Origin of the sequence: Phenylobacterium sp., assembly GCF_013911965.1 — a bacterium.
Taxonomy (GTDB): Bacteria; Pseudomonadota; Alphaproteobacteria; order Caulobacterales; family Caulobacteraceae; genus Phenylobacterium.
The window spans coordinates 77,536-92,293 of sequence record NZ_JACESE010000010.1; the positions used below are offsets into that span (position 1 = coordinate 77,536).

Annotated in this window: 14 protein-coding genes; 5 read left to right on the forward strand and 9 right to left on the reverse strand. The window is 70.8% G+C overall.

What is annotated here, in order from left to right; genetic code table 11:
- Positions 1 to 204: 204 nt before the first annotated feature.
- From H2041_RS11740 to H2041_RS11750, 3 genes are all read right to left on the reverse strand, one after another.
- Entirely contained in the window at positions 205 to 1,293 is a 1,089-nt protein-coding gene (locus H2041_RS11740) for an AI-2E family transporter (RefSeq protein ID WP_293412855.1), read from the reverse strand.
- 52 nt (positions 1,294 to 1,345) lie between these two features.
- Positions 1,346 to 2,338 carry an SDR family oxidoreductase gene (locus H2041_RS11745; protein ID WP_293412857.1) on the reverse strand — a complete coding sequence of 331 codons (993 nt, stop codon included), beginning with the start codon at positions 2,336 to 2,338 and terminating at the stop codon, positions 1,346 to 1,348.
- Between the two features lie 62 nt (positions 2,339 to 2,400).
- Positions 2,401 to 2,826, reverse strand: coding sequence for an Lrp/AsnC family transcriptional regulator (locus H2041_RS11750; protein WP_293412859.1), 426 nt, complete (start codon positions 2,824 to 2,826; stop codon positions 2,401 to 2,403).
- 129 nt (positions 2,827 to 2,955) lie between these two features.
- On the opposite strand from H2041_RS11750, the gene H2041_RS11755 reads away from it, so the two are divergent.
- From H2041_RS11755 to H2041_RS11765, 3 genes are all read left to right on the forward strand, one after another.
- Positions 2,956 to 4,056, forward strand: coding sequence for a saccharopine dehydrogenase family protein (locus H2041_RS11755; protein WP_293412860.1), 1,101 nt, complete (start codon positions 2,956 to 2,958; stop codon positions 4,054 to 4,056).
- Between the two features lie 13 nt (positions 4,057 to 4,069).
- On the forward strand, positions 4,070 to 5,599 hold the full coding sequence (locus tag H2041_RS11760; RefSeq protein WP_293412861.1) for an aldehyde dehydrogenase family protein: 1,530 nt from the start codon (positions 4,070 to 4,072) through the stop codon (positions 5,597 to 5,599).
- A 100-nt stretch (positions 5,600 to 5,699) separates the two neighbouring features.
- On the forward strand, positions 5,700 to 6,392 hold the full coding sequence (locus H2041_RS11765) for a sulfotransferase family 2 domain-containing protein (RefSeq protein ID WP_293412863.1): 693 nt from the start codon (positions 5,700 to 5,702) through the stop codon (positions 6,390 to 6,392).
- Here H2041_RS11765 and H2041_RS11770 read toward each other — a convergent pair.
- Genes H2041_RS11770 through H2041_RS11785 form a run of 4 tightly spaced genes read right to left on the reverse strand, consistent with a single transcriptional unit; the run spans position 6,389 to position 11,560 of the window.
- On the reverse strand, positions 6,389 to 7,633 hold the full coding sequence (locus H2041_RS11770) for a glycosyltransferase family 4 protein (protein WP_293412865.1): 1,245 nt from the start codon (positions 7,631 to 7,633) through the stop codon (positions 6,389 to 6,391). The genes H2041_RS11765 and H2041_RS11770 overlap by 4 nt on opposite strands.
- Positions 7,630 to 9,915, reverse strand: coding sequence for a hypothetical protein (locus tag H2041_RS11775; RefSeq protein ID WP_293412867.1), 2,286 nt, complete (start codon positions 9,913 to 9,915; stop codon positions 7,630 to 7,632). The genes H2041_RS11770 and H2041_RS11775 overlap by 4 nt, the downstream gene beginning before the upstream one ends.
- Positions 9,916 to 9,974: 59 nt before the next feature.
- Positions 9,975 to 10,730: an ABC transporter ATP-binding protein gene (locus H2041_RS11780; protein ID WP_293412869.1), complete on the reverse strand. Its 756-nt coding sequence runs from the start codon at positions 10,728 to 10,730 to the stop codon at positions 9,975 to 9,977.
- On the reverse strand, positions 10,727 to 11,560 hold the full coding sequence (locus tag H2041_RS11785; protein WP_293412871.1) for an ABC transporter permease: 834 nt from the start codon (positions 11,558 to 11,560) through the stop codon (positions 10,727 to 10,729). Before H2041_RS11785 ends, H2041_RS11780 begins: the two co-directional genes overlap by 4 nt.
- 133 nt (positions 11,561 to 11,693) lie before the next feature.
- Between H2041_RS11785 and H2041_RS11790 the strand changes: the two genes are divergently transcribed.
- Together H2041_RS11790 and H2041_RS11795 are read left to right on the forward strand one after the other, a co-directional pair.
- Positions 11,694 to 12,785, forward strand: coding sequence for a glycosyltransferase family 2 protein (locus H2041_RS11790; protein ID WP_293412873.1), 1,092 nt, complete (start codon positions 11,694 to 11,696; stop codon positions 12,783 to 12,785).
- Positions 12,782 to 13,147 carry a hypothetical protein gene (locus H2041_RS11795; RefSeq protein WP_293412875.1) on the forward strand — a complete coding sequence of 122 codons (366 nt, stop codon included), beginning with the start codon at positions 12,782 to 12,784 and terminating at the stop codon, positions 13,145 to 13,147. Before H2041_RS11790 ends, H2041_RS11795 begins: the two co-directional genes overlap by 4 nt.
- On the opposite strand, the gene H2041_RS11800 is transcribed toward H2041_RS11795, so the two are convergent.
- Together H2041_RS11800 and H2041_RS11805 are read right to left on the reverse strand one after the other, a co-directional pair.
- Positions 13,122 to 13,871, reverse strand: a complete 750-nt coding sequence (locus H2041_RS11800; RefSeq protein ID WP_293412877.1) for a PIG-L family deacetylase — start codon at positions 13,869 to 13,871, stop codon at positions 13,122 to 13,124. The two genes, H2041_RS11795 and H2041_RS11800, sit on opposite strands and share 26 nt — an antisense overlap.
- A 1-nt stretch (position 13,872) precedes the next feature.
- Positions 13,873 to 14,724: a GNAT family N-acetyltransferase gene (locus tag H2041_RS11805; RefSeq protein WP_293412879.1), complete on the reverse strand. Its 852-nt coding sequence runs from the start codon at positions 14,722 to 14,724 to the stop codon at positions 13,873 to 13,875.
- Between the last annotated feature and the right edge of the window lie 34 nt (positions 14,725 to 14,758).

A 14,758-nucleotide genomic window follows, 5' to 3' on the forward strand; every position in this document is an offset into this window, starting at 1 on the left:
TCCGATGCTGCTGGCGAAAACAAGCGCCGGAGCGGAATGGGCTTCAATATGCTGCGTACGGCGATCCCTGATTTTGAGAAAGCTGCGTCGATCCCGGACAAAGTGATGAAAAACGGATCACGGCATCCGGCGCTCGCGGGCGAGGCTCCGCCTCAGGAAGGCGCCGGTCGCTTCCGCAACGGATGCAATCCCGGCTTGCTCCCCTCAGTCCCGCTTCTCGCCCGGAACCTCGGTCTCTTCGCCCAGCGTGTTGCGGACGTAGAGGATCTTCACCAGCACATAGAGGACGACCATCAGGGGCGCGGCGAGGACGACGCCGAGCGGGCCGAAGAGCACGCCGAAGCCGAGCACGGCGAAGAGGGTGAGCGCCGGCGGCAGGTCGGCGGCCTTCTTCTGGATCAGGGGATAGGTGAGGTTGCTCTCCACCTGCTGGACGGCAATGTAGACCAGGATGGTCCAGACCACCATCATCGGCCCCTCCTGCAGGGCGATGAGGGCGGCGGGGATCACGGAGATGATCGGCCCCACCACGGGCACGAAGGCGACGATGCCGGCGAAGAGGCCGAGCGCCGCCGGGGAGGGCAGGCCGATGGCCCAGAGGCCCAGCCCCGTCAGCACGCCGACGATGGTCATGGAGGCGAACTGGCCGAGCAGCCAGCGGCTCAACGCCCGGCCGCTGGTGTCCAGGGCGTGGGCGAGCGGCTCGCGCGGTCCCCGCGGCACGAGGGCCAGGAGGCCGTTGCGGGCGGCGCGGGGGTGAACCGCCAGATAGATGCCGGCGAAGATGACCACGAGCAGGTTGGCGAGGGCGCCCACAACCGTCATGGCGTAGCCGCCGATCCGGCCGGCGATGCTCTGTATGGGGCCCGCGGCGCTGCCGGCGCTCTGCAGGTCGAAGCCGTTCACCTGGGCCATGATGGTGTCGGCCATGGGCAGCTCGCCGACGACGGCGCGGAATTCCGCCGGCGTTTTCGGCAGGCGCTCCGTCAGATCCTCGACCTGGGCCGAAACCGTCGCCCCGAACAGCCAGCCGGCGCCCGTGAAGAGCACGACGATGAGGAGGCCCGCGGCGGCCAGGGACGACCCCTGCCCGAGCGGCGTGTGCTTCTCGATCGGCTCGGACAGGCTGCGCAGGACCACGGCGACGATCACGGCGCCGAAGGCGAGCAGCAGGACGTCGAGCAGCTGCCAGGCGGCCAGCAGGACAATGCCCACGCCCACCAGGAACAGGACGCGGCGAACGAAGGCCGGCGAGAGGGCGGAGCCGGCGCGGGACTCTGAGGATTGGGTCATCGCCCGGTTGAACGCGGCAACGCTTCAACCGTTCGCCGCCGCATCGCCGATTTCACCCGCCGCTATAGCCGCCGATCACGGGCAGGATTTCGCCGGTGATGTAGCTGGCCGTCTGGGGCGAGGCGAGGAAGACATAGGCCGGCGCCAGTTCCTCGGGCTGGGCCGGGCGGCCCATGGGCGTGCCGGCGCCGAACTTGGTGATGTCCATCTTGTCGGCCGGGTTCAGCGGCGTCCACACGGGGCCGGGGGCCACGGCGTTCACCCGGATGCCCTTGTCCACCAGATGAGAGCCCAGCGAACGGGCGAAGGCGTGGATGCCGCCCTTGGTGAGCGAATAGTCCACCAGGGCCTTGTTGCCGAGAAGGCCGGTCACCGAGCCGGTCATGACGATGGAGGCGCCGCGCTTCATGTGCGGCACGGCGGCCTTGGCCATGTGGAAGTAGCCGTAGAGGTTGGTCTTGATCGTCCGGTCGAAGTGGTCCTCGGTCAGGTCCTCGAAGCTGTGCTCGTGCTCCTGGAAGGCGGCGTTGTTGACCAGAACGTCCAGCCGGCCGAAGGTCTCAACCGTTCTGGCGACGGCGTCTCTGCAATAGGCGGGATCGGCCACGTCGCCCGGCAGCAGGATGGCGCGGCGGCCTTCCTTCTCGACCGCGGCCTTGGTCGCCTCGGCGTCCTCGTGCTCGTCGAGATAGGCGATGGCCACGTCCGCGCCCTCGCGGGCGAACAGCACCGCGACCGCCCGGCCGATGCCGGAATCGCCGCCGGTGACGAGGGTCCCGAAGCCCTCCAGCTTGCCCGACCCCTTGTAGAAGGGCGCGTCATACATGGGCTCCAGCTTCAGGTCGGCCTCGACGCCGGGCTTTTCCAGGTGCTGCTGGGTCAGCGGCGGGACGGGGTACTCTCGGGCGCCGGCCTGCATGGCCTTGGGCGCGTCGTCGTCCTGGAAGGAGGCGCGTTCGGCGCGCTCGACCTGGTCCTGGACGCCGCGCTCCTGGCGGGCGACCTTCTCGGCGTTCTCGCGGAACTGTTCGCGGTTGTCGTTCATGGCTGGCTCCTCGTTCGCCAGCAGCAATCCGCGGGCGCCGGCGGCGGTTCCTGCGGCGGCGCTCAGCGGTCGAACTTGGTGGAGAGCACGATCGAGGAGTTGGTCCGCTCCACGCCCTCCAAGGCGCCGATCTGGTCGATCAGGGCGTCCATGGCGGCCACGTCCGGGGCCGCGACGGTGGCGATCAGGTCGAAGGCGCCGCTGACCGACTGCAGCCGCCGGACCCCCGGCATCTTCTTCATTTCGGCCGCCACGATCCCCGCGGCCTTCGGCTCGACGGTCAGAAGGACAAAGGCGTGGATCTGGCCCCGCTCGTGCGCCTCGGAGGTGCGGACGGCGTAGCCGGCGATGACGCCGGTCCGCTCCAGCCGCGCAATGCGGCTCTGGACGGTGGTGCGCGACAGGCCGAGCGCCCGGGCCAGCTCGGCCACCGGCGCGCGGGCGTTTTCCCGCAGGCGGGCCAGGAGCCGCTCGTCGAGGTCATCCATCGGCAAGATGTCCAGAGATCGTCGTCATATCGCCGAAACCATGCGGCCGCTTCGACGAAAGTGCAATTGAGACCGACGACGGGGCAGTGGAATCTGCTTCCGCCGCACTCCGCGGCAGGGAGGACGTCCATGCGCAAGATCGCCGTCATCGGGGCCGGAAAGATCGGCTCGGCCATCGTCGACATGCTGCAGAGCTCCGGCGCCTACGCCGTCGCCGTCGTCGATCGCGACGAGGTGCGGCTGGCCGCGCTCAAGACCGGCGAAGGCGTGGAGAGGATCGCCGTCGACGTCTCCGATCCGGCCGCGCTCGCGGCCAAGCTGAAGGACGTCTTCGCCGTCATCAGCGCCGCGCCCTACCAGCTGACCGTGCCCATCGCCCAGGCGGTGAAGGCGGTCGGCGCCCACTATCTCGACCTGACCGAGGACGTCGCCTCCACGCGGCAGGTCCGTGAGCTGGCCAGGGACGCCACCGGCGCCTTCATCCCCCAGTGCGGCCTGGCGCCCGGCTTCATCAGCATCGTGGCCGCCGATCTTGCGGCTCGCTTCGACGAGCTGCACGACGTGCGCCTGCGCGTCGGCGCCCTGCCGCGCTATCCGTCCAACGGGCTGAACTACAACCTGACCTGGAGCACCGAGGGCGTCATCAACGAGTACTGCGAGCCCTGCGAGGCCATCGTCCAGGGCGAGCGGCGCGAGGTTCCGGCCCTGGAAGGACGCGAGGAGTTCGCCCTCGACGGCGTCGCCTATGAGGCCTTCAACACCTCCGGCGGCCTGGGCAGCCTGTGCGAGACCCTGGCCGGCAAGGTGCGCAACCTGAACTACCGCACCATCCGCTATCCCGGACATGCGGCGATCATGAAGACCCTGCTGTCGGACCTGCGCCTCTCCGACCGGCGCGACCTGCTCAAGGACATTCTCGAGCACGCCGTCCCGGCCACCCTGCAGGACGTGGTCATCGTCTTCGTCACCGTCAGCGGCCTGCGCGACGGCGCCCTGATGCAGGAGACCTACGTCAACCGCATCTATGCGCAAGCTGTCGGCGGCAAGCTGATGAGCGCCATCCAGATCACCACGGCCGCTTCCGTCTGCGCCGTCGCCGACATGCTGGCGGCGGGCGACCTGCCCCAGCGGGGCTTCGTACGCCAGGAGGACATTCCGCTGGAGCGCTTCCTCGCTAACCGCTTCGGCCGCTGGTACGCCGCCGACGAAGACGCCCGCCGCACGGCCTGACGCAGGAGTTCCCATGACCCTTTCGCTGAAACCCGCGCCCGCCGCCGACGTGGCCGAGGACGTCGTCCGCACCCTGGAGACCCTTGGCGTCGACCGCGCCCTCTGGACGGGCGGAAACCGCGCCGTCCGCTCGCCGATCAGCGGCGAGGTGATCGCCCAGGTCCATGACGCGTCGGCGGCGGACGCGCAGGCCGCCATCGCCCGGGCCCACGAGGCCTTCCTCGCCTGGCGCAAGATCCCCGCGCCGCGCCGTGGCGAGCTCGTCCGCCTGCTCGGCGAGGAGCTGCGCGCCTCGAAGGACGCGCTCGGTCGCCTGGTCAGCCTGGAGGCCGGCAAGGTGACCTCCGAAGGCTTGGGCGAAGTCCAGGAGATGATCGATATCTGCGACTACGCCGTGGGTCTCTCCCGCCAGCTCTTCGGCCTGACCATCGCCACGGAACGTTCCGAGCACCGGATGATGGAGACCTGGCATCCGCTGGGCGTCGTGGGCGTCATCACCGCCTTCAACTTTCCCGTGGCCGTCTGGTCGTGGAATGCGGCGCTCGCCTTCGTCTGCGGCGATCCGGTGGTTTGGAAGCCCTCGGAGAAGACGCCGCTCACCGCGCTCGCCGTCCAGGCGGTGTTCGAGCGCGCCGCGGCCCGCTTCGGCGAGGCGCCGGAGGGCCTCTCGACGGTCCTGATCGGCGGCCGCGAGGTCGGCGAAGCCATCGTCGACGACGCGCGCGTGCCCCTCGTTTCGGCCACCGGCTCTACGGCCATGGGGCGGCAGGTGGGCCCCAGGCTCGCCCAGCGCTTCGCCCGCGCTCTGCTGGAGCTGGGCGGCAACAACGCCGCCATCGTCACCCCCTCGGCCGATCTCGACCTGACCCTGCGCGGCGTCGCCTTCGCCGCCATGGGCACGGCGGGCCAGCGCTGCACGACGCTGCGCCGGCTGTTCGTGCACGACAGCGTCTATGATGAGTTCGTGCCCCGCCTGAAGGCGGCCTACGCCTCCGTCCCCGTGGGGGATCCCCGCGCCGAGGGCGTGCTGGTCGGGCCGCTGATCGACGAGGCCGCGGCCGCGGGCATGGCCAGGTCGCTGGAGGAGGCGCGCGCCCAGGGCGGCGCCTTCCAGGGCGGCGAGCGCCTGGAAGCGCCCGGCTGCTATGTTCGCCCCGCCCTTGTCGAGATGGCCGAGCAGACGCCGGTCGTGCTGCGCGAGACCTTCGCGCCGATCCTCTATGTGATGCGCTATTCCGACCTGGACGAGGCCATCGCCCTGCAGAACGCCGCGCCCCAGGGGCTGTCGTCCTCCATCTTCACCCTCGACCTGCGCGAGGCCGAGCGTTTCGTCTCAATGGAAGGGTCCGACTGCGGCATCGCCAACGTCAATATCGGCCCGTCGGGCGCCGAGATCGGCGGGGCCTTCGGCGGCGAGAAGGAGACCGGCGGCGGCCGGGAGGCGGGCTCGGACTCGTGGAAGGCCTATATGCGCCGGACGACCAACACGGTGAACTACGGCAAGACCCTGCCGCTGGCCCAGGGCGTGAGGTTCGATCTCTAGGCGCGGGTTCCGGCGGATTGGCCTGGCGGCGCCATTGCCGCTATGGCAGGCGGGAAAGGCGCGCCGCGCGCCCCCATCTGCGAACGGACTAGCTGCTGACATGCCGGCGAACCCCTACAGGCCCGATCGGCCGCTCTACTCGCTGCACGTGCCCAAGGCCGCCGGGTCGAGCCTCCGAAAGACGCTGCAGGACTGGTTCGGGGAAGGCCTCAAGCTCCACTATCGCGGACTGCAGGGGGAGCCGCCGGAACGGTTCCAGCCGCAGCCCGGCGACTGCGTTCATGGGCACTTCAACCGGGTGCGCGGCATCGGGGTGCGCGACTACTATCCCGACGCGGAGGATTTCATCGTCTTCCTGAGAGAGCCGTTCGACCGCTTCGTTTCGCAGTGGAAGTATCTGCACTACCAGAAGCGCGCCGGGGGCCATGTGCCGGAGCTGGACGACGGGCCGAGCTTCGAAACCTGGATGCGCCGCCGCCACGCCTTCGCGGTCGAGCAGGAAGACCCCTTCGGAACCTCCGCCCAGCTGCCGTTCGCCGCCCCTCCGGCGCAAGCCTTCGACCGTGGCTTCGTCTTCGTCGGCCTTCTGGAGCGCTTCGCCTCGGATGTCGGCCGGCTGGCCGATATCCTGTCCCGTCCGAAGGCCGATGCGCAGTGGGTGAACACGGCCGGCGAACCGCAGCGGGCGGGCGACCCGGACGAGGACTACGCGCCGCACCGCGCCGCCTACGCCGCTCTGTTTCCGTGGGAGTATGAGCTCTATGCGGCCGCCGAGGCCTGGCGCCCGGCCTAGACGGATCGGGCGGGCGCTCGCTTGTGCTCGCCCACGGCGCGCATGGCGGCGGTCTTGACCGCCTCGGGCAGGGTGGTGAACCAGGCCTGGGGCGAAAGCCGCTCGGTCACGCGCCGCCGACCCGCCGCGGCGAGCGAACGTCCGCGGGCGGGGTCATCCCTCAGCTCGGTCAGGGCCCGGGCGGCGAAGGCGATGTCCGGCTCGGCCCATTCCTGGCCGCGATAGATGCCCTGGGGGTCGTCCACCGGCGTGCGGCCGGCCGGGACCATGATCGCCACGCTCGAATCCAGGAAGTCGCTGACGCCGGACCAGTCGGTGGCGATCACCGGCGTGCCGAGCGCCAGCGCCTCGGCCGGGGTCAGGCCGAAGCCTTCCGCACGGTGGAGAGACAGGAGCACGTCGGACCCGGCGATGAGCGCCTTCACCTGCGAATAGGGCCAGCTCGCATCGATGATCTCGACATTGTCGGGGGCCCCCCGGCGGAGGGCGGCGAGGGCCTGCGGGTGGAGGGCGCCGTTCTGCGTCTTCAGGACGAGCCGGGCGGCCGGATCCGCGCCGAAGGCCTGGACGAAGGCGGCGATGGCGCCCTGCGGGTTCTTCCGCGCGGCCGAGGAATTGAAGTCGAACAGGGCCACCGCCTGGAACGCCGCCCGCTTCGGCGCGGGAACGACCTCGGCATAGTCCTCCAGGAAGAGGGGGTGGGGCACCACCCGAACCGGCGCCCGCGCGCCCGCCAGGCTCTGCGCCACGTAGCGGCTGGGGACCCAGACCTCGTCGGCCATGGCGGCGTCGCTCAGCCAGGGTTTCGGCGCCCTCGGCAACTCCCAGGCCCAGTAGCCATAGCGCGGACCGACGACCCGTCGGGGCCCCATCTGGCCGAGCGCGGCCAGCATCTCGGGGGCGTTGAGGTGGAAGATCCAGGCCGAGGCGGGCGAGGGCGCGGGGCCCGCCGGCGCCCAGGAGAAGGCGGCCCCGGCGGCGTCCATCCGCTCCACCGGCACGCCGAGAGCCTCGAAGGCGCGCGCCGCCAGCCTGGCCGAGGCGGCGATGCCGTGGCTCCCCTCGAAATAGCCGACGATGCGGATCGGACCGCCCGCCGCCCCATCGGCGCCGTGAGGCTTGCGGGCCTGCCGGCGGACGTGGGCCTCGAGCATCGGGGCGAGGATCGGCTGGGCCAGTCGGCGCACGCCCTCGGGCGCCAGTCCGCGCCAGACGCGGCGGGCCTGGCCCAGAAGGCTCATGCGGCGATCAGTCCGGCCAGCTGGGCCTGCAGCGGCGCTTCGGGCGACAGGGCGCGCACCGGTCGCGGCGCGGCGTGATCGCAGGGGCGGTCGGTCCAGACCTCGTCCACGAATCCCCAGGCGGGATGACCGTCGGCCAGGCCGCAGAGGCCGTCCGAGGCCCAGGCGCCCGCAGCCCTTTCCCACCGGACGCCATGGGCGATCAGGGAAATGGCGTCGGCCGGCGCGAAGGCCGGGCGGGTGGCGAAGATGGCCATGTCGGCGGCCACTTCTCCGACAGGCGCGCCGTCCGGCCGCCGCAGCTTTCCGCAGGCCGCCTCGAAGACCAGGACGCCGTTGGGCCAGGCGGCCATGTCCTTGGTGAGCGTTTCGACCACGACGACCGCGGCGATCCGGGCGGGCCGGCCGGCGCGGGCCGTCGGCGCGGCGTTGCGGACGCTGAGGCGCGTGGTCGCAAAGGCCGCGCTGTGGGTCAGGGACTCCGGCAGGCCGTCGGTCTCGATGTCGTACTCGGCGAAGCCGCCGCCGATGAGCCAGCGCAGATAGCGCAGCCGTCCCAGGGCCGTGTGGACGGGAAAGAGCCGCTGCAGGTCCGGCCGGCTCTCCCAGATCCACAGCAGGACGCGCGGGAAGGGGTAGGGGGAGGAAAGGCTACCCACCGGATGGTCGCCGTCGCGCCGGACCTCGCGCAGCATGTCGCTGGTCCAGCCGGCGCGGACGCCCAGGCCGTAGCCGGCGCTGATCTGAAGCTTGAGCGGCGAGAGGCCGGGTTCGGCGGCGTGCGCGAAGCGCGCCGCCTGGATCAGGCTCGCGCCCCCGTCCGAGAGCCGCAGCCGGGCGGCGCCGTCGACCAGGGCGGGCGCGAAGCGGCGCGCCTGGGCCTCGGGACCGATCAGCCAGGCGAAGAGCGTCTCGGGCGGCGCCCCGTCGAAGCGCGCCCGCAGATCGGAACGCACGGAGAGCAGCGCCGCCGCCGCGCGGGGCAGCGGCCGTTCCCCGGGGGCGGTCAGCCAGTCCTCCACCCCGGCGGCCGCGCCGGTCCAGGGCCGATCCTCCTGCGGCCACGGCACGGCGTGCCGCGTGCCGGCGCGCCAGGCCTCCAGCAGCGCTTCCGCGGCCTGGCGCGACGCCTCCTGCGTCTGCCGGCGCTCGCCGAACCAGGCGTGGAAGGCCAGGCGGTCGTCCAGACTGTCCCGCGCGAAGCGGGCGGCGGCGAAGGCGTCTTCGCGCCACACCTGGTCCATCTCGCGGGTCACGTCGGGCAGGCCTTCGGAGGCGCCCAGCGGGTCGGGGCCGTCCAGCCAGGCCTCGACCTGGTTCGACAGCCCGGCGTCGAAGCGCAGGCCCTCGCGCGCCGCCCGCAGGGCCCGGCGGCGCATCGCGCCGGTGACGGGCCGCCCCGAGGGGAAGGCGGCGTAGGCGTAGGGGGTGCGGCTCGCCTGGGCGTGGCCGTTGTCGAGCAGGGCCTTGGCGTAGTCGGCGAGCAGGCGGGCGAGGGGCGAGCCCGGCGGTGTGACGATGCGGTCCTGATGCTTGCTCAGCACCTCGGGCCGCGCCGGATCGAAGCCGGAGAAGTGGAAGAAGACGAGCGGCCGGCCGTTCACGCGCCAGCCGTCCGGCCCGTGCGAGAGCGTGCGGCCCTCCAGGTTCCAATAGGCGATGTCGAGCCCCGGATCGCGCAGGATGGCGAGGTCGCTGACCAGGCCCGGCGCCAGGTCCATCCATTTCTGGTCGGTGAAGAGGCCGTTCTGGAAGTCCACCCGGCAGTCGAAGCGGCACTTCTCCGCCCACCAGTCCAGCAGGGCGAAGACCTGGTCCTCGCGCCGGGCCGCCATGAAGCCGAGGTTGAAGCCGCCGGAGGTGAGGATGGTGTGGTCGTTGGGGTTGGCCTCGCCCGCCAGCGGCCGCGTCAGGTGCGGAATGAGGACCAGCGGCGCCTCGTCCAGGCCGCGGCGCACCTCGTCCAGGGGCGCATAGACGAAGATGTCCGGGTCGAGATAGGTGACCGACGTCACGCCCGGCTCCGCCAGCAGCCGGCGGAAGGCGTGCGGCTTGACCGCCGTGTTCAGCTCCAGGGCGTCGTAATAGACGCTCATCGCCGCGACCGGCGCGCCCGTTTCGCGGGCCTCCATCACGCGGGCATAGGGCTCGAGCTCGGGAATGGGGCCGTCGGCCCCGATCACCACCCGGGCGCAGTCGGGCTCCGCCTGCGCCAGGCTGCGCATGAGCACGGCGGCCTGGGCGGCGTAGTTGCGCGAGACGATGGTGAAGACGACGTCCAAGCGCACCCCTCCCCGGCGACCGCCCCTCGTCTAACAGCCGCAGCTTGCGTGCGGCAATGTCAGGCGGCGTTCAACAGCTCGTCGAGACGGCGGATGTCCTTGATCTCGGACGCGACTCCGCCCTCCAGCCGCATCACCTTGTTGCAGTAGAGGCGCAACAGTTCGGTGTCGTGCGACGCCAGCACCAGAATGCCGGCCCGCTCCACCAGGTTCAGCAGGCGACGATGGGCCAGCTTCTGGAAGTCGGCGTCGCCGACCGAGATCCATTCGTCCATCAGCAGCACGTCGGCCTCGACGGCTGTGGCGACGGCGAAGGCCAGGCGCGCCTGCATGCCCGCCGAATAGGTCTTCATCGGCATGGCGAGGAAGGGGCCGAGGCCGCTGAACTCGGCGATCTCGTCCATCTTCTCCTCGATCTCCTTCGAGGACATGCCGGCGATGCGCCCGCGCAGGCGGATGTTGTCCACGCCGGTGGCCGAAGGATCGATGCCGAGCGACAGGTCGAGCAGGGCGGCGATGCGGCCGCGCACCTCGATCTGGCCCTCGTCGGGCTCATAGGCCCCCGACAGCGCGCGCAGCAGGGTCGTCTTGCCCGAACCGTTGTGGCCGATCAGGCCCAGGCGATCGCCGGCCCGGAGGTTCAGGTTCAGGTTGGAGAGGGCGGTGACCTCGGTCGAACCGGTGTTGCTGGCGCCCAGGCGGCCGCCCACCGCCACGCGGGCGATGTTCTTCTTCAGCGACTTGGCGTCCACCCCATAGACGGGGAAGCGCAGGGTCAGGTCGGTGACGGAGACCGAAACTTGGGGCGGCTTCATAGGTAGTGCACGATCCGTCGGCGGGTGACCGCGAACAGCGAGAAGGTCACCGCCCAGCCGGCCACGGCCATTACGGCCAGGATGATATAGGACAGGCCATCCACCGGATCGCCCAGCAGGGGCGCACGGATGGAGGTCAGCATGTGATAGAAGGGGTTGAGCGTCAGGAGGGCGTGGCGCTCGGGAAAGGCGTCCGGCTTCCAGAAGACCGGCGTCATGAAGATGGCGAACTGCATCACCGAGGCGACGAACTGCGGAACGTCGCGGAAACGCGCCGAGGTGATGGCCGCCAGCATGCTGATCCACGACAGATTGACCACGGTCAGCAGCAGGCCCCCCAGCGACAGGAAGGGGTTCATGTCGCGCCACAGCCCGAAGACGACGATCACCGCCACGATGATCACCGCGTGGTGGGCGAGCGCGATCAGATTCCTCAGCACGGTCCGCCAGATGAAGGTGAACATCGGCAGGGCCGTCTGGCTCAGCATGTGCGAAGCCTGAACGAAGGTCTCGCAGCCCTCGTTGATCGTCGTGGCGATCAGGCCGAAGGAGACGATGCCGATGGCCACGAAAGGCATGAAGTCGGCCACCGGCTGGCCGAACAGCTTGGCGTAGAGCACGCCGATGCCGAGCACCATCAGGCCCATGGAAATGGTGATCCAGAACGGGCCGAGGATGGAGCCGCGGTAGCGTGAAACCACGTCGTGCCAGGCGAGCGACCAGGCCAGGCCGCGGCGGTCCCAGGACGTAGCGAGGTCCCGCAGCGCCATGCTGAACTCGAACAGCGTTCCCCGCCGTCCGGTCCGCAGCATGTGTTGAGCGGATTCCATGGGGTCTCCCAAAGCGAGCGCCGCTGGTATCAGGTGCATTTTTGCGGCGCAAGCATGGCGCCCGACCTGCGACTTTCCACCGACCCAGGCGCGTGCTAGCCCCCAGCCCAGGGGGTCGCCGCCGATGTCGTCCATGGATCAGATCACCCGGCCCCCGGCCGGGCCCGCCTATGAACTGCGCGTCGGCGAGCCGGCGCTGGAAGGCGCGGGCGTGTGGCTCGTCATCCCTTGCTACAAGGTCCGCGACCATATCCTGAAGGTCATCGCCCGAACCCCGCCCTGGGTCGAAGGGATCGTCTGCGTCGACGACGCCTGTCCCGATGGTTCGGGCGATTTCATCGAGGCGCAGACGCGCGATCCGCGCGTGCGCGTCCTGCGCCTGCCCCAGAATCAGGGCGTCGGCGGCGCCACAATGGCGGGCTATGCCGAGGCCGCCCGGCTGGGCGGGCGGATTCTGGTGAAGGTCGACGGCGACGACCAGATGGACCTGGCCTATCTGCCGCAACTGGTCGCGCCGATCCTGCTGGGCGAGGCCGACTACGCCAAGGCCAACCGCTTCACCTCCATCAGCCATCTCCAGTCCATGCCGAGGGTGCGCATCTTCGGCAATGCGGGCCTCAGCTTCCTGGCCAAGCTGTCCACGGGGTACTGGACCAGCTTCGATCCGACGAACGGCTTCACGGCGATCGAGGCGAGCGTCGCCCGGCTCGTGACCCAGAAACGGGTGGCCAAGCGGTTCTTCTTCGAAACCGACCTGCTCTACCACCTGGGCACCCTGCGCGCGGTCGTCCGCGACGTGCCCATCCCCGCGCGCTACGGCGACGAAGTCAGCAATCTCAGCGTCAGGTCGGTGGTCGCCCCCTTCGCGCTCAGGCACCTGCAGAACTTCGTCCGCCGGGTGCTTGGCCAGTACTTCGTGCGCGACTTCAACGTGGCGACCCTGGAGCTCATCTTCGGCGCCGCCTTCCTGGCCTTCGGCGCCCTCTACGCCCTGCACTGGATCGCCGTGCGCGAGCCGGGCCAGGCCGCGTCGGCCGGCGTGGTCATGGCCGCGGCCCTGCCGGTCATCATCGGGGTCCAGCTCCTGCTGCAGGCGATGAACTTCGACGTCGTCAACGTGCCGACGCGGCCTATCCATCCCTATCTGCGCACGCTGGAGCGGATCGAGGCCGCTGCGCATGCCGAGGCCGAGGCGGCCGCCGATGCGGGGCCGCGGAGCGCATGAGCCTGCGCGACCTCCTGCTGTGCTGCCTGTTCGCGGTGATCATGCCGACCGGGCAGGTGATGTTCAAATGGGCGGCCCTGACCCACGCCCGGCTCGACGGCGCGCTCCCTCTACGCCTGCTCAAGAACCTGCCCCTGCTGGGGGCCTTCGCCTGGTACGGACTGACGGCCCTGTTCTGGTTCTACATCCTCACGCGGGTGCCGCTGTCGCGGGCCTACGCCTTCGCCGTGGTGGGGTCGTCCCTGGTGCCGGTGTTCGCCTACTTCATCTTCAAGGAGCCGATGAGCTGGCGCTATGTCGCCGGCTACGGCCTGATGATCCTCGGGCTGCTGGTCGTCATGCAGGCCCAGGGGCGGACCTGACCGCGGCCACGGCGCGCGCCACCTCCGCGTAGGAGACGCCGAACCGCCGCTCATAGAGCAGGTCCCCCTCGTGGGGCCGCGCTTCGAGCCGGGCCGGGTCGAGACCCTGCGCGCCATAGCCGCCGCGCAGCAGGTAGTTGGCGAACATGGACGGCCACAACCCCAGCCAGGTCTTGGCCTGGGAGGGATAGTCGACGACCGCGGCGGCCCAGGCCAGCCAGTGGCGCGCGCTCAGCCGGACCCTGCGCACCGGGCCGTTCTCCGGGATCGGGACGCCGGCCTGGAAGGGAAGGGCGGCAAGGCCGCGGCGGTTGTAGAGGGCGAACTGCTCGATGGGCGCGCCGCGCGCCGCCCGCGCCGCCAGGGCGGCCACGACGTCGTGGTCCGGGTGGCCGCCTTCCCAGGCGGCGACGACGAACCGCTCCGCCGGTCCGACCGCGGCCAGCGCGGCGTCGAGGCGCGGAATCAGCCCCGCGGCGTGGCGATGGAGCTGGCCGTCCTGGGCGCCGGAGCCGAGACCCACGTGCCGGGCGGCCTCGGGCGGCAGGCCCAGGCGGCGGAGGAAGGCGCGGGTCTCCGCCAGCCGGCGCGCGGCGATCTGCGGGCTTCGATAGTCGGCCAGATAGAGGAAGTGCTGCGCCTGTCCGCGCGCCTGCGCCTCGCGGATCAGCGGCAGGGCGGCGTATTCGTCGTCGAAATGGGCCAGAACGTAGACGACCGCCATCTCAGTAGGGATCGAAGTCGAGGAAGTTCAGCGCCACGGCGCGGGCGTCCAGCTGGCGCGGGGCGGCCTCGCCAAGGGGCCGGTAGATCAGGTTGAGCGGCGAGGGCCGAAGGCGCTCCGGCAGGCGGACGAGGCCGAGCCGGCCCAGGTTCAGCCGCGGGTCGAGGCCCAGGTACAGCGAAAGACCCAGCGGCCGGGCATGCAGGGTCTCGGGCGGCGGCCCCGCCAGGAAGGCGACGCAGCGTATGCCGGGCAGGTGGGTGTCGGCCCAGACGGCGGTCAGTTCTCCGTGCCGGCTGGCCCGATAGTCCGCGGCCGGATTGAGCAGCCGCCAGGCCAGCATTTCCGGCGTCCAGGCGCCGGCGAAGGCCACGGGCGTCGCTGCGAACCGTCGCGGCGTGTGGGTCAGGACGCCGGCCTCCAGGGGCGCGACGTGCTGGAAGCCGAGCTTCCGGAGGAAGCCCGGCGTGCTCTGGGCGTTGGCCACGCCGATGACGAACGCGTAGCCGCGCGCCGCGCCGTCCTCGTAGGTCGCCTGCGCCAGACGGGTGAAGAGGCCCCGGCCCTGAAAGTCCGGGTGGGTGGCGGTGTTGAGGGAGAGGAGGCCCGTGAGCGTCCGCCCCTCGACCTCGGCCGTCATGGGGCAGGTCACATAGTGCGCCGCCAGCGTCTCGCCCGCCCAGGCGTCGGCCCCGACCACCTCGCCGGCGGGATTGTCGCGATAGCGCCAGGCGATCGCTTCGGGGGTGAACTTCGAGGAGGCGCCGAAGACGCGCGACAGCAGTTCGGAATAGGCGTTCAGCTGGCCGGCGGAAACGCCCGCGGGCCTGATCTCCAGTCCGTCCGTGCTCATCGTGGCAAATGACCATGAAAGCAGGGCTGCGCCA